This is a genomic window from Actinoplanes sp. NPDC000266 (assembly GCF_042899005.1).
Taxonomy (GTDB): domain Bacteria; phylum Actinomycetota; class Actinomycetes; order Mycobacteriales; family Micromonosporaceae; genus Actinoplanes.
On the sequence record NZ_JBIAZI010000001.1, the window covers coordinates 450,558 to 471,130 of the forward strand.

Here is a 20,573-nt window from a genome sequence, read left to right on the forward strand (position 1 = left end):
GATCAACTGCGGGTTAGGCTCGATGTATGCCGGGAGGGAGCGTCAACGCCGAGCTGCATGGTCGTCGGCGGGAGCGCGATGTTCTCGGAGGGCTGCTGCGTGACGTGCGGGGTGGGCGCAGCCGGTCGCTCGTGTTGCGCGGGGAGGCCGGCAGCGGAAAGACCGCTCTGCTCGATCATCTTGTGGAGCAGGCGCCCTTTGCCCGGGTGTTGCGGGCCTCCGGGGTCGAGTCGGAGTCGGAGATCGCCTACTCGGGGCTGCAGCAACTGTGCGCGCCCCTGCTCGGTGATCTGGAACGGCTTCCGGCGCCTCAGCGGGAGGCTCTCTCCACCGCCTTCGGGCTCAGCAGCGGTCATGCCCCGGACCAGTTGCTTGTGGGGCTGGCCGTGCTCGGGCTCTTCGCCGAGGCCGCGGCTGAGCGGCCGCTGGTCGGTGTCATCGATGACGTGCAGTGGGTCGATGTCATGTCTGCCGTCATTCTCAGCTTTGTTGCCCGGCGTCTCGACACCGAAGCCGTGGCTCTTGTCTTCGCCGCCCGCACCACTGATGACGGGCTTGCTCTCGGTGGGCTGCCCGAACTGCTCATCGAAGGGCTGCCCGACGCTGAAGCGCGCGACCTGCTCGACTCCGCCCTGACCGGGCCGGTGGATCCGGGCGTACGGGACCGGATCGTCGCCGAGGCCCGCGGCAACCCGCTGGCCCTGATCGAGCTTCCGCGCAACATGTCGCCGGCCGAGCTGGCCTTCGGGTTCGGCGGCTATCACCCGATGCCCCTGGCCAGCCGGCTCGAGGAAGGCTTCCAGCGGCGGATCGCCTCGCTGCCCGCCGACACCCGCACCGTGCTGCTCGCCGCCGCCGTCGAACCGGTCGGGGACGCGCCTCTGCTGTGGCGTGCCCTGGAACGGCTCGGGGTCGGCCGTGACGCCGCCGAGCCGGCCCAGGCCGAACGGCTCATCGACCTCGACACCCGTGTGCGGTTCCGGCATCCGCTGGTGCGCTCGGCCGCCTGGCGGTGCGGGGAGCTCGCCGAACTGCGGGCCGTGCACGCCGCCCTGGCCGACGCCACCGATCCGGAGCGCGACCCCGACCGCCGCGCCTGGCATCACGCCCACGCCGCCGCCGGGCCCGACGACCAGGTCGCGGCCGAGCTCGAACGGTCGGCCGACCGTGCCCTGGCCCGGGGTGGCCCCTCGGCCGCGGCCGCCTTCCTGGAACGCGCGGCCGAGCTCACCCTCGACGGCGCCCGCCGCAGCGCCCTGCTCGTGGCGGCCGCCTCGGCCCGGCTCGACGCCGGGGCGTACGCGCGGGTGCCGGAACTGCTCGGCGCGGCCGAGCTGGGGCCGATCGACCCGCTTCAGCAGGCCCGCGTCGAGCGGCTCCGGGCCCAGGTCACGTTCATGCTCACGCCGGGACGGGCGGCCGGGCCGCCGCTGCTGACCGCCGCCCATCGGCTGGAGCCGCTCGACCCGGCCGCCGCCCGTGACGCCTTCCTCAGCGCGATCGGCGCCGCCATCTACGCGGGCCGCTTCGGCGGCGACGACCTGCGGGTCGCGGCCAACGCCGCCCGCGCCCGACTGGCCGCTCCCGTCGACGGCGGCTCGAACGCCGACGGCGGCTCGAACGCCGACGGCGGCTCGAACGCCGACAGCGGCCCGAACGCCGACAGCGGCCCGAACGCCGACAGCGGCCCGAACGCCGACGGCGGCCCGAACGCCGACAGCGACCGGCAAAACGCTGCCCAGTCGTTTCCCGACCTGCTCCTGGCCGCACTCGTCTCCTGGGTGCTGGACGATCGGGCGACCTCCAGGCCACTGATGGAACGGGCCCTCGACGCCCTCAACCCGGCCGAGCACATCGGCCTGCTGTGGCTGATCCAGCCCATGGTGCACGAGCTGTTCCGCATGGACCTCGCCTATCAGCTCAGCGCCGAAGCCGTCGCCCAGGCCCGGCGCACCGGTGTGCTCCGGCTTCTGCCCGCCGCCCTCACCCTGCGCTCCGGCAGCCTGCTCTACGCCGGCCGGTTCGCTGACGCCGCGAACCTGCTCGACGAGGGCGACGCCATGACCCGGGCCACCGCCGCCCCGCTGCAACAGTCGTCAGGTTTGGCCCTGGCCGCCTACCGTGGGCGGGAACGGCCGGCCCTGCGGCTCATCGAGGCGAAGCTCCGGGACGCGTCCGCCCGCCGCGACGGGCGGCTGCACACCCTGGCCCATCATGTGAAGGCCGCCCTCTACAACGGGCTCGGCGAGCATCGTCTCGCTCTCGAAGCGGCGCGGGAGGCCGCGGCGTACACCGACCTGGGTCTTCCGCATTTTCCCTTGCGCGAGATGGCCGAGGCGGCGGCGCGGCTGGGCGACCACGAGGTCGCGGCCGAGGCGCGGGACCGTCTCGCCGAGCGGACGGCCACCCTGCGTACGCGATGGGCGTGGGGAACTCAGGCGATCGCCGACGCGCTCGCCACCCCCGGCGCCGCCGCCGAGGACAGTTACCGCCAGGCCATCGCGCACCTGTCGGTCACCGAGACGACCACAGAGGCGTTCAGGGCCCGATTGCTGTACGGCGAGTGGCTGCGCCGTGCGAACCGCAACCCGGAGGCCCGCACCGAGCTGCGGGCCGCCCACCAGGCGTTCGCCGCCATGGGGGCCGAGGCCTTCGCCGACCGGGCCCGGCGGGAGCTGGCCCTGACCGGCGAGAACGTCCGGAAGCCGGTGGCCGACGCCCGCAAGGACCTGACCGCGCAGGAGACGGCGATCATCCGCCTGGCCGTGGCCGGGCGCACCAACCCGGAGATCGGCGCCGCGCTGTTCCTCAGTTCCCGCACCGTCGAATGGCACATGCGCAAGATCTTCACCAAGCTGGGCGTGAGCTCGCGCCGGGAGCTGGCCGCTACGTGGCCCGACGGGCCGGAACCGGCGCCGGCTCCTTGACCGCCTCCAGCCTCAGCAGCGTGGTCAGGCGGCGCGCGCCGACCCGGGTCAGGGAGCGGAGCACCTGCTGCAACTCGCGGGCGTCGGCGGCGGCGATGTGCAGCAGCACGTCCTCGGGCCCGGTCACCGCGTCGGCGCGCAGCACGGCCGGGATGCCGGCCAGGGCCTCGGCGAAGCGGGCGTCGCCCTCGTCGGAGTGCTCGGTGAGGGCGACGAGCACGAACGCCTCGACCCGGGCGCCCGCTTTCTCGGGATCGACCAGGGCCCGTACGCCGGTGATGACGCCCTCGGCGCGCAAGCGCTGAACACGCCGGAGCGTGGCCGCCGGCGAGAGCTGGAGCCGGCGGGCCAGCTCGATGTTGGGCAGATCGCCCTCGTGTTGCAGCAGATCGAGGATCGCGCAATCTTTCTCGTCCAGAGCGGTCATGTCCTTACTATAGTTGTGCGAGATGGGCCATTTACCTCCCGGAAGTTGCTGACCGAGGGTGGGCTCGCCACCGTGGCGTACATGGGAAGAAAAGAATTGGCCCTTGTCGCGGTGACCGCGGTGTGGGGTGGCACCTTCCTCACGGTGCAGAAAGGGCTCGCGGTCGCCGGGCCGTGGTCGTTCGTCGGCCTGCGCTTCGGCGTCGCCGCGCTCGCGCTGGCCGCGCTGGCCCCGCACGCCCTGCGCCGGCTGACCCGGCGCGAACTGGCGGTGGGCTCCGTCGTCGGTGTGGCGCTGGCCGGCGGGTACGGGCTGCAGACCGTGGGCCTTCAGACGATTCCGAGCTCGACGTCGGCTTTTCTCACCGCGCTGTACGTCCCGCTGGTGCCCCTGGGCCTGTGGGCGATGACCCGCCGTACGCCCGCGGCCGGCGCCTGGGCCGGCATCGGTTGCGCCTTCGCCGGCCTGCTGTTGCTCACCGGCGCCACCACCGCCGGCCTGAGCCTGGGCACGGGCGAGGTGGTCACTCTGCTCGGCACGGTGGCGATCGCCGCCGAGATCCTGCTCATCGGCCGCTTCGCCGGCGGCGTCGACGCCCGCCGGGTCACCGTCGTGCAGCTCGCGGTGTGTGCCGTCATCTGTTTCGCCGTACGGCCGGTCGTGGGCGAGCCGCTGCCCGCGCCCTCGTGGACCCTGGCCGCCATCGCCGGTGGCCTCGGCGTGGCCAGCGCGCTCATCCAGGTCACGATGAACTGGGCCCAGCGCTCGGTCTCGCCCACCCGGGCCACGGTCATCTACGCCGGCGAGCCGGTCTGGGCCGCCCTGATCGGCCGCCTGGCCGGTGAGCGCCTGACCACGGGCGCGCTGGCCGGAGGTGTGCTCATCGTGGTGGCCGTCATCGTGTCGGAGCTGCCGATACGCGGAACAAGCTCCCGCCCGAAGGCGCTGGAACCTCAGTGATCGACTCTCAGTTTCAGGTCTCGCTGCTCGACCGATCCCGTACGCGCGCCGGCGAACCCGGCGCGCGGGCGCTCGCGGGGACGGTGGCCCGGGCGGTGAGCGCCGAACGGCTCGGGTACGGACGGTTCTGGGTGGCCGAGCATCACGGGGTGCCCGGGATCGCCGGGTCGGCCCCGGCGGTTCTGCTGGCCGCCGTGGCCGGGGCGACGGCGACGATCCGGATCGGCTCGGCCGGGGTGATGTTGCCGCATCACCAGCCGCTCGTGGTGGCCGAGCAGTTCGCGACGCTGTCGGCCTTCGCGCCGGGGCGGGTCGATCTGGGGCTGGGGCGGTCGCCCGGGTTCACCCCGCCCGTGCGGCGGGCGCTCCGGCAGGCCGAGCGGGACTTCGCCGCCGATCTGGAGGAGCTGCGCGGGTTCCTCGACGGGACGTCGGAGGTCGGGCTGCATCCGCGGCCGCACGGGGAGGTGCCGATGTACGTCCTGGCCACCGGCAGCGGGCTGGAGATCGCGGCGGCGCTCGGGCTGCCGGTGATCGTGGGTGGTCCGCTTCTTCACGATCCGCTTCTTCACGACGGGAAGGGCGCGCTGGACCGCTATCGCCGCGAATTCCGGCCCTCGCCCCGGCAGGCGGAGCCGTGGGTGGCGGTCAGCCTCGACGTGCTGGTCGCTGACACCGCCGCCGAGGCGGCCGATCTGCTTCTTCCGGAGGCGTGGGCGATGGCGCAGAGCCGTACGACCGGCGTGTTCCCGCCCCTCGAACCGGTTGCCGTCGCCAAAGCCGCCGACCGCACCCCGCGCCAGCGGCAATATCTCGAGCAGACCGTCGCCGCGGCCATCGCCGGCACGGCCGGGCAGGTCGAAAGCCGGCTGGGCGAGCTGTTCGACCGTACGGGCGCGGCCGAGCTGGTCGCCGCCGGCAGCACGTACGACCGGGACGCCCTGGCCGCCTCGGACGCGGCGCTGGCCGCGCTGTTTCAGAGCGCCTGAACGGCGCGGATGATGGTTCCGGGTGCGGTGATCGAGGTCCAGTCGGCGCGCACGTCGGCCAGGCGGACCAGGCCGGCGCGGTCGGCGACCACGACCGTGGCGAACGGCAGGACGGCGCGGCCGGTGCCGAGCGTCCGTTCGGCGCCTCAGCTGGCGAAGCCGATGTTGAGCGCGTCGATGAGGGTGTGCCGAGGATCGGACGCGACCAGGTAGCTGAGGTCGTGCCGTCTCTTGACGGCTGCGAGCCGGTCCGGCGCCTGCGGGCTGACCGCCACGAGGTGCGCGTCCAGCGCGGCCAGGGCCGGGGCGAGCGTGTACTGGTAGAGCCGCAGGGCGGCGTCGCACTCGGGTGAGCTCGCGTGCCGGAAGAAGGCCAGCACGACCGGCCCGGTGTGCCGCAGCCGGTCGAGATGGATCGGCCCGAGGTCGACCTCGACCAGCGGGATGTCGGGCAGGCGGTCGCCGCGGGCGACCATCCGGCTGCGGATCGCGCTGTTCTCGAGTTGCAGCCGGAAGGTCTCGTCGTCGTCGCGGAGGCTCGGGCGCTCGGTGATCGGAAACATGCGACCTACAATACCTACCGGTTTTATAGAATATGTTGCGACGATGTGGCCATGAGCCATTTGCAAAAAGCGCCCTAGTCGGGTGTTCAGTTTCGCGCGGCTGCGACAGTTGTCGATTGACTGATGCGGGGGAGCATGAGCGAGTTCTATGTCGATCCGGCCGGGCTCACCGGTCTCTACAACCAGTACGCGCGGGCGTCCGGGGATGCCGTCGACGTGCTTGATTACACCAAGCGGCACTGTGATCTGCCGATGGTCTCCGAGGGCTTTCTGATGATGGTCATCGGGCCCCACAAAGAGGTGTACGAGGAGCTGACCGCTGCCCTGGCGCGGCTCGACTCGCTGACCCGTGGGGCCGGGTCTCAAGTGAACGCGGCGCAGAACGACTACGCGCGGGCCGATCAGGGTGCGGCCGCGCGGGTGGACGCCTCCTATCCGGGGGCGAAGGACGTGGCGTACGTCGGAGAAATGCTTGGCCGGCAGCGGCCCGACGCGCACGCCGCTTTCGCCGATGTCGGGGAGCCCACGGCGCGGCTGACCAATCCGGAGTACGCGGTCGGGATCGAGATGTGGTCGATCAATCCGCTGGCCGATCTGGTCAGCCCGGCGGCGTGGCTTCGGCAGATCAGCATCTGGCTGTTCAGCTTCGACCCGCTCGAAGGGTGGGCCAAGGACGTCGGCGGGGACTGGAAGGCGTACACGCACTGTGCCATGGCGATGGGCCACATCGGGGCCGCCTCGCGTGATCTGGGCGCCAACCTTCTCGCCGGGGCCCAGGACGTGCCCAGTGTCTGGCGTGGGCGGGCGGCCGAGGCCGAGCAGGAGTTCCAGTTGCAGCTGGGGCTCGCGGCGGCCGCGCTCAACGACGCCTGCGGGCAGTACAAACAGCTCTACCTTCAGGCCGCCGAGGCGGTGAAGAAACTGGTCGACGTGGTCGCGGGGCTGATCACCGATCTGATCGACCTGCTCATCATCATCAACGCGGCCTCGGCCGTGGGCACCGCGCTGATCGAGACCGGGATCGGCGCGCTGGCCGGGTACAGCGTCGCCGCCTACTACACGTGGCAGGCGTACGACCTGTACAAGCACATCTCGGACTTCTACGGCAAGACCGAGGACATGATCAAGCTGATCGCCGGTTCGATCGGCGCGGTGAAGGCCGACATCGCCGTGAAGGACCTGCCGTCCGTCGCCCCGTACCATCACCCCGCCGGCTACTGAGGAGGATCCTATGAGCGGCGGCATCGCCGACGAGCCCCTGGCCCGCGCGGTCCTGCGCCACCTGGCCGACACCCGGGGCAGGGACGACGCGATGGGCTCCCTCGCCCGTACCGTGCTGTCCGGCGAGGCCGGCCTGCGCGAGGCCGCGAACAATCCGTGGCACGCGCAGGGTCTGGCCGCCGCCTTCGCCAAGTCGCAGCGGGACCTGACCGCCGAGGATCGTGCCCGGTACGAGCGCGAGGCCCGCCGGCTGGCCGATGGTGGGGAAGAGCGCCGATGAGCCCGATGATGCGATGGCGCCTGGCCATCCCGTTCATCCTCGTCTCGGCGCTCTTCCTGTTCGGCACCGTGCTCGGCGCGTGGGCCTACTGGTCACGGTGGACCACGGCCGAGCGGCTCATCACCGTCTTCCTCGGTGTCATGTTCGCGGCCAACCTCGCCATCAGCGTCTCCATCGGCACCGATCGCAAGATCACCGACACACCCTGGCTCCGGATGGGCACAGTGGCGTTGTTCTTCCTTCTGGCGTGCGGCGTCACCGTCGTACGCCGCAATCTTTAGAACCGGCGTACGACGTAGTTCGCGCTGAAGATCTTGCGCTTGCTGATGCGCGAGCCGCTGTGGGGCGAGTCGTACATGTAGCCGTTGCCGGCGTAGATGGCGGCGTGGTAGCCGTACGACCCCCGGCGCGAGATGAGCAGATCACCGGGCTGCTTGGCGCTCTTGCTGACCCCACGGCCGTACCGCTGCTGCGAATCGGCCTTGTGCGGCAGCTTGACGCCGATCGACTTGCGGTAGACGTACATCGTGTAGCCGGAGCAGTCGAACCGGTTGGGGCCGGCGGCGCCGTACAGATAGAGCTTGCCGACGTGTTTCCGCGCCTCGGCCAGGATCCGCCCGGCCTTGTTCGGCGCCGGCTTGATCACGGTGACCTTGAAGGCGCGGCCGGTGTGACCGGCGAAAACCCCATTGCCGGTGTACGCCGTACGGAAGTGCCCGGTCACCCTCGGCGCTGAGGTGAAGCTGACCGTGCCCTTGCTGTTCAGTTTCCGTACGGCCCAGGTGGCCCACTTGCCGCCGCGAAGCGCCTGGAGCCGTACCGAGCCGGAGGTGACGGCGGCGCCGTTGGCCGGGTTGCGGTAGGTGACCGTGATCTTCACCGTCCGGCCCAGCTTCAGCGATCTGGGCGTGAACGTGGTGCGGACCGAGACTTTCTTCTTGGCCGCCGCCTCGACCCGCACCGCGGTGCTCGTGCTCGCGGTGGCGCCGGACGGCGCGATCAGCAGGCCGACGGCCAGGGACAGGGCGATGGTGCCGGCGCCGGCAGACATGCGGCACCGGCCCGAACTTCGTTCGTGCACGGGAGAGAGTCCTTCCGGCACGCCTGCGAGGTTAGCTGTCGGGTTCGGGCGGGAAGGTTGCCCGGCCGCCAGGGGCGGCTTCACCCCGAGGCCCACGGGGAGTGGGCCGATGGTGGATCCCCCGTCCCTGCCCCGGATGCCTTCGCGGTGGTCCTGCTTGCTCGCGGTCGCGGCGATCGGCCCGGGCAGGGCTCGGCGTGAACCGATCGTCACGAGCCGGCGTGGTGGCCGGCACCATCTTGCTACACCGGATTTTCATTCTGTCCAGCGAGCGGCCGAATCACTCGCAGTAGTTGGCACGCTGGCCGGCGTCCTTTTTGCGGGGTCATTCAGAATTTCAGAAACATTCTGTATTCGTACGACTACTCTCCGTTTATTTAGCAATGTGAATTAGGGCACACAATTTCATCGGGCATTGACCTGTTGCCGAACCTCCCGAACTCGGCGAAATGGCAAAGGAGCGGGCATTGCCCACCCCGGCCGCGCGGGCCGGGGTGGGCGGTGGGGACCTGCTAAGCCGTGCAGGTGATGAACGGTGTGCTGGTGGGGCCGGAGGCGATGAATCCGAACTCGGCGGTGGCGCCCGGGGCGAGGGAGCCGTTCCAGGCGGCGTTGCGGACGGTCGCCAGTGAGCCGTTCATCGAGAGGTTGCCACTCCAGACCTGGCTGATCGACTGGCCGGAGGCCAGGGTCCAGGAGACCGACCAGCTGGTGACCGCGCTGCCGCCGGCCTTGACGGTGACCTTGCCCTGGAAGCCGCCCTGCCAGGAGCTCGTCGTCACGTAGGTCGCGCCGCACGCGCCGGCCGGCGGGGGAGTGGTCGGGGGCGCCGTGGTGGGAGGGGTCGTGGTGGGAGGGGTCGTGGTCGGAGGGGTCGTCGGCGGGGTGGTCGGCGGGGTGGTGGGGCCGGTGGTCGGCGGGAGCGGTGCTCCGGTGGCCAGGCTGGCGGCCAGGTCGGGCTGGAACGATCCAGCCGCGTACCGGCAGCCGTCGGCCTCGCCCGGGGGCTTCACCCACAGGAAGGCGTCGATGTTCGCGTCGCCGGTGTCGAGCGTGGGGTAGCGGCCGATCCGGCGGTCGGTGTTGTCGTCGCCGCACCAGTCGCCGGCCGCGCCGCCGTTGCGGCTCGTGTCGATGACCTGGCGCTTGCCGGAGATGCCGCGGCCGGACAGCGCGCTCAGGACCGAGCGGCCGAACGCGGTCTCGTTCGCGGTGGACTGGAAGTTCGAGACGTTGGTGTAGAAACCGTCGCCGTCGGCCACGCCCGCGTTGGCCAGCCGGGCCGCCTGGTCGGCGGCGGTGTTCCACGCCGAGTGGCCGCCGTCCAGATAGACCTTGGCGCCGGCCGCCTTCAGGGTGCGGGTCGCGGTGGCCAGCGCCTGGTTGCGGGCGGTGAGCTCGCTCGCGCTGAGGCAGGTCTGCAGGGCGATCGAGTCGGGCTCGAGCATGATCAGCGTGGTCCGCCCGGCCAGGCCGGCGGCGATGTTGGTGATCCACGTCTGGTACTGGGTCAGATCGGGCGCGCCGCCGGCGCTGGCGCCGCCGCAGTCGCGGTTCGGGATCCCGTACAGGGTCAGCGCCGGTACCTGGCCGGCGGCGGAGGCCGCGCCGACGTACGAGGAAACCTCGGCCTGAACGGTGTTGACGTTGAAGTTGGACAGCCAGCGCGTGGCCGGCTGGCCGGCGATGCGGGAGCTGATCAGGGCCGTACGGGAATCGTTGGGGTTGGCGGCGACCCAGCGCGCGACGGCGGTGTCGGGATCGCGGTAGAGGGCGCCGGACAGGGTTCCGGCGCTGGCGGTGCCGGCGCTGATGCCGACGGCGGCCGCGGCGGTGGCACACGCGACCGCCGCGGCGGCGAAGGTCGATCGGGGGATACGCACGGTGGCTTCCTTCCGGGGAGTTTGGGAGCGCTCCCGAACGGTAACCCGACGATCGAAGCTTCTCAATGCGGGGCTAGAAAGTCCTGCTCCGCTGGTTGATGCCGAGCGGGCCGTACGGGTAGTCGTTCGGCCGCGGATCGCTCGCCTCGTCGAGGGCCGCGGCCTCCTCGGCGGTGAGGTGCAGCCCGGCCGCGCGAAGATTGGCCTCCAGCTGGTCGAGGGTGCGGGCGCCCAGAATGGTCGACGTGACGGCGGGACGATCGGTCACCCAGGCCAGCGCCACCTCGGCCATCGAGACACCACGGTCCTCGGCGATCCGCTGCACGGCCTCGACCACGTCCCAGGTGCGGGCGACATTGCGGCGGTCGTACGCCTCCATGCCCCGCTCCGGGTTGTCACCGAGACGGGTGGCGCCGGTCGGGCGCTGATCGCGCTGGTACTTCCCGGTCAGCCAGCCACCACCGAGCGGACTCCAGGGCAGCAGGCCGATGCCGGCGTCGAGCGAGGCCGGGACGACCTCGTACTCGATCTCGCGCACCAGCAGGTTGTACTGGGGCTGCAGGGTGACCGGGCCGACCAGGCCGAGCTCGCGGGCCAGGGCGACCACCTTGGTGAGCTGCCAGCCGGTGAAGTTGGAGAAGCCGTAGTAGCGGATCTTCCCGGCCCGGACGAACCCGTCGAGGGCCCGGAGCGTCTCCTCGAGCGGAGTCATCGGATCCCACGAATGGGCCTGATAGAGGTCGACGGCCTCGACCCCGAGCCGGGTCAGGGAGGCGTCGAGGGCCCGGGTGAGGTGCCGGGCGGACAGCCCGGCGCCGTTGGGGTCGTCGGCCATGGGGAAGCGGCCCTTGGTGGCGAGAACGACGGCCTCGGTGACATCGGCCGGCCGGGAGGCCAGCCAGCGCCCGATGATCCGCTCCGACTCACCGGCCGAGTAGACGTCCGCGGTGTCGACGAAGGTGCCGCCGGCCTCGGTGAAGAGGTCGAGCTGGGCGTGCGACACCTTTTCGTCGGATTCGTTACCGAAGGTCATCGTTCCCAGGCAGAGCGACGAGACGGCGCATCCGCTGCGCCCAAGCGTGCGATATTCCATGCTCATGCAAGTACCTTGCCCGGCGAACCTCAAACGGTCACTTCTTGCCGGGCTTCGCGTGGGGCTTCTTCTTGGGCGCGGGTGCGGCGGCCTTCTTCGGCGCCTTCGCCTTCGGCTGCGGCTTGGCCTTGCTGTCAGCCTTCGGGGCGGCAGCGATGGAGATCGTACGGATGGTGGCCCGGCCCGGAGCGGCAACCGGCCGTTCGGACCCGGGCCGGTTGGCCGTGTCGGTGGCCTTCTCGGTGGCCGTCCCGTGCGTCTTTTCGGTGGCCGGTCCGTGCGCCTTTTCGGTGGCTTTCTCGGTGGCTTTCTCGGCGGCAGGCGAGGTTGCCGATGCGGCCGGCGCGCCTGCGGCCTGGGCCGGCTGCTCCGGACCGCTGTCCGCCCACCAGGCGCCGCCTGCCGTGAGCAATCCGGCGACCACGCCGGCGGCGATGAGTCCCTTCCGGCTGCGCCGGCGCGCGAGAGCCGTGGGCTTTCTGCTGGCGGCAACCGTTGGCTGGCGGTGGGCGGGATCCGTGGGCTGACTACCGGCGGCTGCCGTGGGCTGGCTGATGGCGGCAACCGTCGGCCGGCGGCGGGCGCGAGCGGCGGCCAGCTGCATCGTCGGGCCGGCCGCGCCGCGCAGCAGCGTTGCCGACGGCAGGCCGGCGAGTTCGCCGAGCACCTCCGAGACCTCGATCGAACTGGGGCGGTCGGCGGCGTTCTTCGTCAGGCAGCGCGCGACCAGCCGGCGTACCTCGGAAGGAAGACCGGCGATCGGCGGCAGCGGGTCCGGTTTCGCGTAGACGTGCGCCCGCACCATCTGGGTCACCGTCGAGGCGTCCCAGGGCATCCGGCCGGCCAGGGCCAGATGGAGCAGCAGGCCGAGGGCGTACACGTCGGTGGCCGGACGGACCGGCCCGCCCGCGATGCGCTCCGGCGCGAGGTAGGCGGGCGTGCCCAGCACCTGGCCGTCCTGGCCGTCGAGCACGCCGACCGTGGCCGAGATGCCGAAGTCGACCAGCTTCACGCCGCTGCCGGTGACCATGATGTTCGCCGGCTTCACGTCGCGGTGCACGATGCCGTCGGCGTGCGCCGCGGCCAGCGCGGCCGCCACCTGAGCGCCGATCAGCACGGCGACCTGCCACGGGAGCCGCCCGCCGGTGAGCATGTCGGCCAGGGTCCGGCCGTCCACCAGCTCCATCACGACGAACGACAGGGTGTGCCCGGAGTCGGCGAACTCGCCGTAGTCGTAGACCGCGACCACGTTCACATGACGCAGCCGCGCCACCGCCCGCGCCTCGTCCCGGATCCGCCGGCGCAGCTCGGGATCGCCGGCGAGCGAGGGCGACAGCACCTTCACCGCCACCTCACGGCCCAGCACCTCGTCGTCGGCCCGCCACACGACAGCCATGCCGCCGCGGCCGAGCTGCTCGCCGAGCCGGTACCGCCCCGCGATGAGTTGTCCGCTCTCCACGGGCCGTCTCCGTTCCCCCGGGCGCCGGCCTGAAACTCGTAAATACGTTTGCCGGCCCTCGGCGAGGGCCCTACCTTGGTCCTCAGCACCGACAGTCCTCAGTACCGGCGCCAATGATTCGCTCAGGAGCTTCCGATGATTCGCAGTTATCTCGCCCCCGAACCGCGGCATCCGCTGCCGGCGGTGGCTGACTGCGTCCTCGAGGAGCAGTTCGGCCGGCTCGCGCCATCGGGAGGCGTCGTCTGACGCCCGGCTTCAAAAGCCGCCTCCCGATTCGGGGAAGGCGGCCTTTTTGTTTTTGATGGACCCGTGGAGCAGTGGAACGCTCGTCGCCCTCTCAAGGCGGAGACGCCGGTTCGATCCCGGTCGGGTCTACGAATCACATGTCCTCGTAGCCCAATGGCAGAGGCACGACGTCGAGGGCGTCGTCAGTGCGCGTTCGAATCGCGCCGAGGACACGAACGGGATGTGGCCCAGGTGGTAGGGCGCCGGTCTTGGGAACCGGAAGCCGGGAGTTCGAGTCTCCCCATCCCGACTGTGGCCGTAGCGCAGAGGCAGGCGCGCCGGTTTGTGGAGCCGGAACACGCGGGTTCGAATCCCGCCGGTCACCTCGTGGGAGCGCCGACGCTGGAGAGTCGGGCCCGCCTGTAAAGCGGGTGCAATGCTGAGCGGGTTCGAATCCCGCCTCCCGCACATCTCACGGCGCCGGCGTGCCATAGCGTTCGGCTATGACTGACAGGCCGCCGTTTCCGCCCTTCAACCGTGAGACCGCCGCGCAGAAGGTGCAAGCCGCCGAGGACGCCTGGAACACCCGGGACCCGCACAAGGTGTCGCTGGCGTACACCGAGGACTCGGTGTGGCGTAACCGCGACACCTTCCTCACCGGTCGCGATGAGATCGTGCAATTCCTGACCGGCAAGTGGCAGCGCGAACTCGACTACGTGCTGCGCAAAAGCCTCTGGGCGTTCACCGACGACCACATCGCGGTCCGGTTCCAGTACGAATGGCACGACGACACCGGCCAGTGGTGGCGCAGCTACGGCAACGAACTGTGGGAGTTCGACCGGTCCGGCCTGATGCGCCGCCGCGAGGCCAGCATCAACGACGTGGCCATCGAACAGTCCGACCGCCGCCTCTTCGGCCCGAGACCGCGCTCGGAATGGGGCGAGGAGCTACCCCTGCGTTAGAGGGCGCGGAGTTCGTCCAGCCACTCGGTGGCGAGCAGGTTGCCCGCATGAGGTTCGCCGTGCAGGAGCTGTTCGGGCCGGCCGCTGTCGCCGACCGCCCGGCGTAAACGGTCCAGCGTGCCGGCGAGGAAGGTCCGGTCCTCGCCGGTCAGCTTCGGCGTCCGGTCGTGGTCGGCCACGAGCGTCTGTGCCTCGGATATCCGGTGATGTCCACCTCGCGCTGGGCGCTCTGATGCGCCGCCGGCCCCACCCGGGCGAGCACGTCGCAGGGCTGGAGGCGCAGGGTGAGCTTGTTCGAGTTGTGCAGGATGGTGGCGTCGTGGGAGGTCAGGCCGAGCGATGCGGCACTCGACATGGCCGCCTGGGTTGCCCGCTGGACCTCGTACGCCTGCATCGGAGCACCGTAACCCGGCGGTCAGGCCGACGGCTGTGGAGGGATCGCGGGCACTGACGCCGAGACGGCTGTGCCGTTGCCGGGCTCGGACTCGATGATCAGGCGGCCGGCCAGGCGCTGGATCCGCCGGCGCATGCCGGTCAGGCCGAAGCCGCCGTTCAGGGAGTCGTGGAGGCGTTCGGCCTTTGTGTCGAAGCCGGACCCGTCATCTCGTACGTCCAATGTCACCTGGTTTTCCATGTAGGACAGCGTCAAGGTGACCTCGGTGGCTCGCGCGTGCTTGGCGACGTTCGTCAGGGACTCCTGGGCGGTGCGCAGCAGCGCCACCTCGATGTCGGGGTGGAGGGGACGGGCGTCGCCGGTGGTGGTCAGGGCGGCGTCGATCTGGTGGGCCTGCGACCAGCGGCGGGCCAGATCCTCGATGGCGTCGGGGAGGCGGGTCTCGGCCAGCATCGACGGCTCCATCGCGTGGACGGTCCGGCGGGCCTCCGTGAGGCTCTCCCGGGCCAGGGTGAGGGCGTTCGTCATGTGCCGGCGGTCCATGGTGTTCTCGGCCGCCTGGAGCTGGGTGATGATGCCGGCCAGACCCTGGGCCAGGGTGTCGTGGATCTCGCCGGCCATCCGCTGCCGCTCGTCCAGCACCCCGGCCTCGCGCGCGTGGACCAGCAGCTGGGCGTGCAGCTCGGCGTTCTCCTGGAGCGCCTGCTTCAACCTCTCGTTGCGCTGATGGGCCAGATCGGCGAAGAAGAAGAAAGCGCTTGCGAGTACGACACTGAGCACGCTCACGGCGAGCCATTCCCACCAGGCGCCTTCGGCCACGCCGGCGGCTCCGCCCAGATAGGCCACCGCCGAGATGGCGGCCGTGGCGGCGACGCCGGCGTAGCGCGCGCGGCCACTCAGATAGACGAAAGCCTGTGGGTAGCCGATGAAGGCGAACAGGCCGAAGAAGGGCGCGAACGCCACCAGGCCGGCCGTGAGGGCCATCAGCACCGCGTAGTAGAAGCCCGCCCGCGGGCGGAGCAGCCAGAGCGCGACGGCGGCCGAGAGCCCGAGCACCACGGGAAGGTGCTCGGGCCGCTGGAGCAGCGTGAGGAGGAGGCTGATCGCCAGCAGGACGTACGGGAGAAGGGTGAAGACCGCGATCTCCCGGCGTTCCCAGCGGTCGGCGCTCACGGCCCCAGCATGACAGGTCGTCTCAGGCGACGATCCGCAGCGGATTCTCCAGGATCGCGCCCTCACCCCGGGCCGCGATGCGCGAGGCGTTCCGGGTGTCAGCCGCTCACGAGCACGCCTTCTTCGCCGCGCCCCGGTGAGGGAACGGCGCGGCGGTGAGGGCCGCCGCGCCGTACCCCGGGATCAGCTTGTTCGGCAGGTGACCGTGGGCCAGGTCCAGTTGCCGTTGGCCATGATGGTCACGCCGAAGTTGTTGCCGTTGCCGTTCGGGGTGGCCGTTACGGTGCCGGTGGTGCCGCTGACCGAGGCGTTCCAGCTGTTCTGGATGCTCTGGCCGCCGTTGAGGGCGAGCCCGACGGACCAGTTGCTGGCGTTGCTGACCGCGACGTTGAGGTTGAAGCGGTCACCGAACTGCTGGCCGGCCGAGAGAACCGCGGTGCAGTTGCTGCCGCCGCCCGGGGGCGGGGTGGTCGGGGTGGTGCCGCCGCCGCTGCCCTCGCGGACGGTGATGTCGGAGCTGCCGCTGCTCTGGTAGCCCTCGGTGGCCATGATCTGGTAGGCCCAGCTGGAACCGAGGTTCAGGCCGGCGCGGGCCCACGCGTCGAAGTGGTTGGCCGTGGTGATGGTGCCGGAGCTGCGCTTCTGCTGCCGGACGCTCCAGTACTGGTAGAACGTGGCGGTGCCGTCGATGGACGGCTGGTTGACCCGCTGGCTGCGCAGGATGTCGTACGTGCCGCCGTCGGTGGTGACCGTGCCCAGCCGGGTCGCGCCGCTGCTGGGGTTGTAGCTGCCGAAGTTCTCGACGATGTAGTACTCGATGAGCGGGTTGCGCGTCCAGCCGTACAGGGCCAGATAGGTGTTGTTGTTGCCCGGGTTGTAGGTGCCCGAGTAGCTGACGGTCCGGCGCGTGCCGGTGGCCCAGCCCTTGCCGCCGACCCAGTTGTTCGTCGAGTTGTTCCAGCTGCTGGAGTACCGGCCGTCGGCGCGCAACGTCATGCTCGCGTTGCCGCTGTCCTTCCAGAACGAGAAGTAGTAGCCGTTGTGCGTGCCGGTGGTGTTCGAGCTGACGGTCCGGTCGGCTTCGGCGTGCGCGACGCCGGCCACCATCACGCCGGTGACGGTCAGGGCCAGGGCACAGGCGGCGCCGACGAGAAGCCGGAGCCGGCCGCGGCGGGGGAGAGGTGCGGTCATGTGGGTGCGTCCTCCTCGTGAGGGGGCTGCCGGGGAACAGCCCCACGGACATCGAAGTGCGTCTCTGCGAGAGCGTGGCCCGTCGACCGCTCCTTGTCAACAACTTCCGGAAACTCAGCGGAAATATCGAACTCGATCTCCGAAGAGTGTTACCAGGTAGAGCGACATCTCCGATCTTTGTATTGGTGCCGTCCAGATGGATTCGAGTGGAGCACGTCCGAAACTTACGAGATTTCGGTACGGCTACTCTCCGTTAGAATTGGGTCACGATACTCACTGGTCACATCGTTCCCTCTTCCGGCTCGTCCGCAATGGACGATCATCCGATACGCCGCAGCTCACAGCCGTACGGGCGATCTTCGATGGAAGCTGGCACCGTGACGCACCCCCACATCGATGGTCTCCACGGAGAGTAGTGATCAGGGGCCCATCGAGGAGGGCCGGGAATCGGGCGGGAGAACCGGTGGAGCACATCAGCGGAGAGCTGCTCAGCGCAGTCGTGGCGGTCGTCGGCGGGCTCGGCCTCAGCGGCCTGGTACGCGCCTGGATCCGCCACCGCACAAGACTTCAGGTGGAGCGCGAACGGTCGGCGCGGGCCGTCGCCCGCGCCACGGGGCTGGCCCGGATCGCCAAGCGGCACGGGATGGTCCTGATCGACGAGCGGGACCAGGACGGTCACCGCGTGGTGCGGATGAGCGGCTCCCGGGAGGACGCGGCGTGAGCATGCTGCACTCGCGGGCCGGCGACGACGCCGCCACCGCCGCCAAGCTCCGCCGGGCGGCGCTCGACGCGACGTTCACCGGCTTCGTCCACAAGCACCACCTGGACGTCGAGAAGTTCCTGCGGCGTCTCGAGGCCGACGGCGGGATGGTCGAGGACGTGAGCCAGGAGACCCTCATGGCGGTCCGGGCCAAATGGGAGGACGTGCAGGACTACGAGAGCCCGCTGGCCTGGACCCTGGCCGTCGCCCGCAACATCCTGCGCGATCACCAGAAGAGGCGGGGCCGGCGGCGGGTCCTCTTCTTCGACGACGTGAGCATGCCCGACATCCCGGCCCCGATCGACCCGCGGGAGGCCGACGACCTGCTCGCCGGGTGGATCCAGCTGCTTCCGGCCCGGATGGGCGAGGTGATCAGCATGTCGCTGGCCGGCCTGCCGGACCGGGCCATCGCGCTGACCCTCGGCATCTCGCACAACACGGTCCGCGAGTCCAAGGGCGAGGCCCGCAAGAAGCTCCAGCAGCTCGCGGAGGCGGACGGATTCGTCACCCCGGCCGGGCGGAGGCGCCGATGAACCTCGACGACATCTTCGAGCTCGCGGCGGCCCGCACGCCGTCGTCTCTCGACCGGGCCCGGGCCCGCCGCGCCGCCGAGCGGGTGCTGCGCGATCACGGAGCGGCCACCGCCGCGGGCCGCAACGTGCTCGGCGACCTGGACGTGGAGGACGTGCTGGCCCCGGACGCGGACGAGGCCACCCGGATCACCCGGGCCGCGCAGTCGGCCAAGACCGGCTGGGTGAAATGGACCGTGGCGACCGGCGAGCTGACGTGGTCGGACGAGATGTCGCGGCTGTTCGGCTATCCGGCCGTGACCACGCGCGTGAAGGTCGACACCCTCATCCGGGGCGTGCATCCGGAGGACTTCACCCGGGTCAACGGCCTGGTCGAGCAGGGCTGGCGGCAGCGGATCCCGCAGGAGTTCACCTTCCGCGTGCTGCGCGCGGACGGTGCCATGCGCTACGCCGGCTGCCTGGTCGAGCTGCTCAGCGACGACGGCCGGACACCGACCGGCATCGTGGCCACCGTCCGCGACATCACCCGCCAGGAACTCGAACGGCAGGAGATCGACCGGCGCCGCCGCCGGCGCGAGAGCGAGGCCACCGACCTGCCCGGCCGCGACCCGGTGAGCACCATGCCCGGCCGCGACCGGTTCACCGACGAGCTCGACCGGCTGGCCCGCGGTGGGCGGGGCACGCTGCTCGTGGTGGCCGTCGAGCCTGACCGGGAGCTGACCGAGGCCCAGGGCGAACAGGTGACCCGGACCGTGGCCGGCATCCTCGACGAGATCGTCGACTGCGGCGACGTCTGCGGCGCCCTCGGCTCCGGCGAGTTCGGCCTCCTGCTGGGCGACGCCGGGCACGCCCACGCGGTGGCCGAGACGCTCCTGGGCTGCCTGCATCAGCGATTGACGCTGACCACATCGACCGGTGTACGGCTGCGCGCGTGGGCCGCTCTGGTGCCGTTCACCCACGCCGACCGGGTCAGCGGACAGGACCTGCTCCTCGACGCGAGCTGGGCCTGGCGGGAGGGGCGGCGCGGACGCGACACGCTGACCGAACTGCCCGGCCCCCGCGACGCGGCGACCAGGGAGTCGGCGACCCGGCGGGAGATCGCGGCGGTGGTCGCCGCCGATCGCCTGCGCCTGTACGCCCAGCCCATCCTCGACCTGGCCCTCAACGAGATCACCCGGCACGAGATCCTGGTCCGGGTCCTCGACGAGAACGGCCGCCCGCAACCACCGGCGGCGTTCCTGGCCGTGGCCGAGCGCCTGAACGAGATCGAAGCCGTGGACCTGTGGGTCGTCGAGCGCAGCCTGGCGCTGATCGGGCAGGGACCGCAGACGTCACACCACCAGATCAACCTCTCGGGCCGAACGCTGTCCCGGCCCGGCCTGGCCGAGTTCGTGATCGGCGCCTTCGGCCGGTACGGCGTCGACCCGCGAACGATCACCTTCGAGATCACCGAATCGGCGGCGGTCGACAACCTGGCCGCCGCGGCCGAGTTCGCGGCCGGGGTGCGCAGCCGGGGGTGCGGGCTGGCCCTGGACGACTTCGGAACCGGGCACTCATCGCTGCTGCTGCTCAAATACCTGCCGATCGACCTGGTCAAAATCGACGGCGACTTCGTGACCGGCCTGCGCGGCTCAGCGTTCGACCGCATAGTCGTCCAGCACGTGGTGCACATGTGCCGCGAGCTGGGCGTGCGAACGGCGGCGGAATTCGCCGAGGACGCCGCCACAGTGGACCTGCTCCGCGACATGGGTCTGGACTTCGCCCAGGGGTACGCCATAGCCCGCCCGATGCCCATGGCAAAGGCAACGGCCGAGCCCTCAGCGCCACCGGCCACAGCGGAACGGGCAACCGGCTGAGCCGCAAGAGAGGTGGGCGGTGTTAAGCGGCCGCCGTCTTCACCGCCTTCGCCTCTGTCGGCTGGGAACGCAGCATTCTCAACGCCGCCCGGGAGAGGGAGGGCGGCGAGAAGGGGCCGCCAACTTCACCGCCTCCGCCGCCGTCGGTCGGGAACGCAGCATTCTCAACGCCGCCCGGGAGAGGGAGGGCGGCGAGAAGGGGCCGCCAACTTCACGGCCTCCGCCGCCGTCGGCTGGAACGCAACATCCTCAACGCCGCCAGCGAGAGGGAGGGCGGTGAGAGGAAGCCGCGAGAAAGGCGGGCGGTGAGAAGGGGCCGCCATTTCACCGCCTCCGCCGCCGTCGGCTGGGAACGCAACATCCACGCCGCCCGGGAGAAGGAGGGCGACGAGAAGGGGTCGCGGGATAAAGGGCGACGAGAAGGGGTCGCGGGATGGAGGGCGACGAGAACGGGGCGCGAGGAGGGCGGTGAGAAAGAGAGCCGCGAGAAGGACGGCGGCGAGGAGGGCCGCGAGAAGGACGGCGGCGAGGAGGGCCGCGAGAAGGACGGCGGCGAGGAGGGCGGCGAGGAGGAAGGCGGCGCGTGAGAGGGCCGCGTG

21 protein-coding genes, 5 tRNA genes and 1 riboswitch are annotated in these 20,573 nt (G+C 70.9%); of the genes, 16 read left to right on the forward strand and 10 right to left on the reverse strand.

Going from position 1 to position 20,573, the window contains the following annotated elements; genetic code table 11:
* Positions 1-26 precede the first annotated feature (26 nt).
* Positions 27-2,927 carry a helix-turn-helix transcriptional regulator gene (locus ACFY36_RS01715; RefSeq protein ID WP_499743956.1) on the forward strand — a complete coding sequence of 967 codons (2,901 nt, stop codon included), beginning with the start codon at positions 27-29 and terminating at the stop codon, positions 2,925-2,927.
* Here the strand turns inward: ACFY36_RS01715 and ACFY36_RS01720 are convergent.
* On the reverse strand, positions 2,887-3,354 hold the full coding sequence (locus ACFY36_RS01720) for an Lrp/AsnC family transcriptional regulator (protein WP_499743957.1): 468 nt from the start codon (positions 3,352-3,354) through the stop codon (positions 2,887-2,889). The two genes, ACFY36_RS01715 and ACFY36_RS01720, sit on opposite strands and share 41 nt — an antisense overlap.
* An 81-nt stretch (positions 3,355-3,435) precedes the next feature.
* Between ACFY36_RS01720 and ACFY36_RS01725 the strand changes: the two genes are divergently transcribed.
* Both ACFY36_RS01725 and ACFY36_RS01730 read left to right on the forward strand, forming a co-directional pair.
* Entirely contained in the window at positions 3,436-4,314 is an 879-nt protein-coding gene (locus ACFY36_RS01725) for a DMT family transporter (RefSeq protein WP_499743958.1), read from the forward strand.
* On the forward strand, positions 4,311-5,303 hold the full coding sequence (locus ACFY36_RS01730; protein WP_499743959.1) for an MsnO8 family LLM class oxidoreductase: 993 nt from the start codon (positions 4,311-4,313) through the stop codon (positions 5,301-5,303). Before ACFY36_RS01725 ends, ACFY36_RS01730 begins: the two co-directional genes overlap by 4 nt.
* Before the next feature lie 146 nt (positions 5,304-5,449).
* Here the strand turns inward: ACFY36_RS01730 and ACFY36_RS01735 are convergent, their stop codons facing one another.
* Positions 5,450-5,866, reverse strand: coding sequence for a redoxin domain-containing protein (locus ACFY36_RS01735; protein ID WP_499743960.1), 417 nt, complete (start codon positions 5,864-5,866; stop codon positions 5,450-5,452).
* A gap of 135 nt (positions 5,867-6,001) precedes the next feature.
* Between ACFY36_RS01735 and ACFY36_RS01740 the strand changes: the two genes are divergently transcribed.
* From ACFY36_RS01740 to ACFY36_RS01750, 3 genes are read left to right on the forward strand one after another with little or no spacing between them, the layout of a single operon-like run.
* Positions 6,002-7,087 (forward strand): hypothetical protein, encoded by a 1,086-nt coding sequence (locus ACFY36_RS01740; protein WP_499743961.1) that lies wholly within the window; start codon positions 6,002-6,004, stop codon positions 7,085-7,087.
* Between the two features lie 10 nt (positions 7,088-7,097).
* Entirely contained in the window at positions 7,098-7,367 is a 270-nt protein-coding gene (locus tag ACFY36_RS01745) for a hypothetical protein (protein WP_499743962.1), read from the forward strand.
* The gene (locus ACFY36_RS01750) at positions 7,364-7,648 is read left to right on the forward strand and encodes a hypothetical protein (RefSeq protein ID WP_499743963.1); all 285 of its coding nucleotides are present in this window, start codon (positions 7,364-7,366) and stop codon (positions 7,646-7,648) included. The genes ACFY36_RS01745 and ACFY36_RS01750 overlap by 4 nt, the downstream gene beginning before the upstream one ends.
* On the opposite strand, the gene ACFY36_RS01755 is transcribed toward ACFY36_RS01750, so the two are convergent.
* The 4 genes from ACFY36_RS01755 to ACFY36_RS01770 all read right to left on the reverse strand — a co-directional run bounded on the left by ACFY36_RS01755 (position 7,645) and on the right by ACFY36_RS01770 (position 12,883).
* Positions 7,645-8,418, reverse strand: a complete 774-nt coding sequence (locus ACFY36_RS01755; protein ID WP_499743964.1) for a C40 family peptidase — start codon at positions 8,416-8,418, stop codon at positions 7,645-7,647. The genes ACFY36_RS01750 and ACFY36_RS01755 overlap by 4 nt on opposite strands.
* A gap of 35 nt (positions 8,419-8,453) precedes the next feature.
* Positions 8,454-8,605: riboswitch (cyclic di-AMP (ydaO/yuaA leader) on the reverse strand.
* Positions 8,606-8,960: 355 nt separating this feature from the next.
* A complete protein-coding gene (locus tag ACFY36_RS01760) occupies positions 8,961-10,331 on the reverse strand; it encodes a glycoside hydrolase family 6 protein (protein WP_499743965.1) in 1,371 nt (456 codons plus the stop codon).
* Between the two features lie 73 nt (positions 10,332-10,404).
* Positions 10,405-11,424: an aldo/keto reductase gene (locus ACFY36_RS01765; protein ID WP_499744841.1), complete on the reverse strand. Its 1,020-nt coding sequence runs from the start codon at positions 11,422-11,424 to the stop codon at positions 10,405-10,407.
* 37 nt (positions 11,425-11,461) lie between these two features.
* The gene (locus tag ACFY36_RS01770) at positions 11,462-12,883 is read right to left on the reverse strand and encodes a serine/threonine-protein kinase (RefSeq protein ID WP_499743966.1); all 1,422 of its coding nucleotides are present in this window, start codon (positions 12,881-12,883) and stop codon (positions 11,462-11,464) included.
* A gap of 303 nt (positions 12,884-13,186) precedes the next feature.
* Between ACFY36_RS01770 and ACFY36_RS01775 the strand changes: the two genes are divergently transcribed.
* From ACFY36_RS01775 to ACFY36_RS01800, 6 genes are all read left to right on the forward strand, one after another.
* Positions 13,187-13,258: transfer RNA gene (locus tag ACFY36_RS01775), tRNA-Glu, on the forward strand.
* A gap of 10 nt (positions 13,259-13,268) precedes the next feature.
* Positions 13,269-13,341: transfer RNA gene (locus ACFY36_RS01780), tRNA-Leu, on the forward strand.
* Between the two features lie 4 nt (positions 13,342-13,345).
* Positions 13,346-13,418 (forward strand) — tRNA-Pro (locus tag ACFY36_RS01785).
* Positions 13,419-13,420: 2 nt separating this feature from the next.
* Positions 13,421-13,493: transfer RNA gene (locus ACFY36_RS01790), tRNA-His, on the forward strand.
* A gap of 2 nt (positions 13,494-13,495) precedes the next feature.
* Positions 13,496-13,576: transfer RNA gene (locus tag ACFY36_RS01795), tRNA-Tyr, on the forward strand.
* A 35-nt stretch (positions 13,577-13,611) separates the two neighbouring features.
* Positions 13,612-14,070, forward strand: coding sequence for a nuclear transport factor 2 family protein (locus ACFY36_RS01800; RefSeq protein WP_499743967.1), 459 nt, complete (start codon positions 13,612-13,614; stop codon positions 14,068-14,070).
* On the opposite strand, the gene ACFY36_RS01805 is transcribed toward ACFY36_RS01800, so the two are convergent.
* From ACFY36_RS01805 to ACFY36_RS01820, 4 genes are all read right to left on the reverse strand, one after another.
* Complete coding sequence (locus tag ACFY36_RS01805; protein ID WP_499743968.1) at positions 14,067-14,249, reverse strand: hypothetical protein; 183 nt, start codon at positions 14,247-14,249, stop codon at positions 14,067-14,069. The genes ACFY36_RS01800 and ACFY36_RS01805 overlap by 4 nt on opposite strands.
* Positions 14,219-14,464 (reverse strand): hypothetical protein, encoded by a 246-nt coding sequence (locus ACFY36_RS01810; RefSeq protein WP_499743969.1) that lies wholly within the window; start codon positions 14,462-14,464, stop codon positions 14,219-14,221. Before ACFY36_RS01810 ends, ACFY36_RS01805 begins: the two co-directional genes overlap by 31 nt.
* A gap of 21 nt (positions 14,465-14,485) precedes the next feature.
* Positions 14,486-15,637: a sensor histidine kinase gene (locus ACFY36_RS01815; RefSeq protein WP_499743970.1), complete on the reverse strand. Its 1,152-nt coding sequence runs from the start codon at positions 15,635-15,637 to the stop codon at positions 14,486-14,488.
* Between the two features lie 183 nt (positions 15,638-15,820).
* On the reverse strand, positions 15,821-16,828 hold the full coding sequence (locus tag ACFY36_RS01820) for a glycoside hydrolase family 11 protein (protein ID WP_499743971.1): 1,008 nt from the start codon (positions 16,826-16,828) through the stop codon (positions 15,821-15,823).
* Between the two features lie 463 nt (positions 16,829-17,291).
* Here ACFY36_RS01820 and ACFY36_RS01825 point away from each other — a divergent pair, with 463 nt between their 5' ends.
* The 4 genes from ACFY36_RS01825 to ACFY36_RS01840 all read left to right on the forward strand — a co-directional run bounded on the left by ACFY36_RS01825 (position 17,292) and on the right by ACFY36_RS01840 (position 20,561).
* The gene (locus ACFY36_RS01825) at positions 17,292-17,549 is read left to right on the forward strand and encodes a hypothetical protein (protein WP_499743972.1); all 258 of its coding nucleotides are present in this window, start codon (positions 17,292-17,294) and stop codon (positions 17,547-17,549) included.
* A gap of 2 nt (positions 17,550-17,551) precedes the next feature.
* Positions 17,552-18,121, forward strand: a complete 570-nt coding sequence (locus ACFY36_RS01830; RefSeq protein WP_499744842.1) for an RNA polymerase sigma factor — start codon at positions 17,552-17,554, stop codon at positions 18,119-18,121.
* Positions 18,118-19,974, forward strand: coding sequence for an EAL domain-containing protein (locus tag ACFY36_RS01835; RefSeq protein ID WP_499743973.1), 1,857 nt, complete (start codon positions 18,118-18,120; stop codon positions 19,972-19,974). The genes ACFY36_RS01830 and ACFY36_RS01835 overlap by 4 nt, the downstream gene beginning before the upstream one ends.
* Positions 19,975-20,279: 305 nt before the next feature.
* Positions 20,280-20,561, forward strand: a complete 282-nt coding sequence (locus tag ACFY36_RS01840; RefSeq protein ID WP_499743974.1) for a hypothetical protein — start codon at positions 20,280-20,282, stop codon at positions 20,559-20,561.
* The last annotated feature ends 12 nt before the right edge of the window (positions 20,562-20,573 follow it).

Coding starts and splice junctions, on each gene's coding strand:
- ACFY36_RS01715 (WP_499743956.1), top strand. CDS start 27: ATGCCGGGAGGGAGCGTCAACGCCGAGCTGCATGGTCGTCGGCGGGAG.
- ACFY36_RS01720 (WP_499743957.1), bottom strand. CDS start 3,354: ATGACCGCTCTGGACGAGAAAGATTGCGCGATCCTCGATCTGCTGCAA.
- ACFY36_RS01725 (WP_499743958.1), top strand. CDS start 3,436: ATGGGAAGAAAAGAATTGGCCCTTGTCGCGGTGACCGCGGTGTGGGGT.
- ACFY36_RS01735 (WP_499743960.1), bottom strand. CDS start 5,866: ATGTTTCCGATCACCGAGCGCCCGAGCCTCCGCGACGACGACGAGACC.
- ACFY36_RS01740 (WP_499743961.1), top strand. CDS start 6,002: ATGAGCGAGTTCTATGTCGATCCGGCCGGGCTCACCGGTCTCTACAAC.
- ACFY36_RS01745 (WP_499743962.1), top strand. CDS start 7,098: ATGAGCGGCGGCATCGCCGACGAGCCCCTGGCCCGCGCGGTCCTGCGC.
- ACFY36_RS01750 (WP_499743963.1), top strand. CDS start 7,364: ATGAGCCCGATGATGCGATGGCGCCTGGCCATCCCGTTCATCCTCGTC.
- ACFY36_RS01755 (WP_499743964.1), bottom strand. CDS start 8,418: ATGTCTGCCGGCGCCGGCACCATCGCCCTGTCCCTGGCCGTCGGCCTG.
- ACFY36_RS01765 (WP_499744841.1), bottom strand. CDS start 11,424: ATGGAATATCGCACGCTTGGGCGCAGCGGATGCGCCGTCTCGTCGCTC.
- ACFY36_RS01800 (WP_499743967.1), top strand. CDS start 13,612: ATGACTGACAGGCCGCCGTTTCCGCCCTTCAACCGTGAGACCGCCGCG.
- ACFY36_RS01810 (WP_499743969.1), bottom strand. CDS start 14,464: ATGCAGGCGTACGAGGTCCAGCGGGCAACCCAGGCGGCCATGTCGAGT.
- ACFY36_RS01820 (WP_499743971.1), bottom strand. CDS start 16,828: ATGACCGCACCTCTCCCCCGCCGCGGCCGGCTCCGGCTTCTCGTCGGC.
- ACFY36_RS01830 (WP_499744842.1), top strand. CDS start 17,552: ATGCTGCACTCGCGGGCCGGCGACGACGCCGCCACCGCCGCCAAGCTC.
- ACFY36_RS01835 (WP_499743973.1), top strand. CDS start 18,118: ATGAACCTCGACGACATCTTCGAGCTCGCGGCGGCCCGCACGCCGTCG.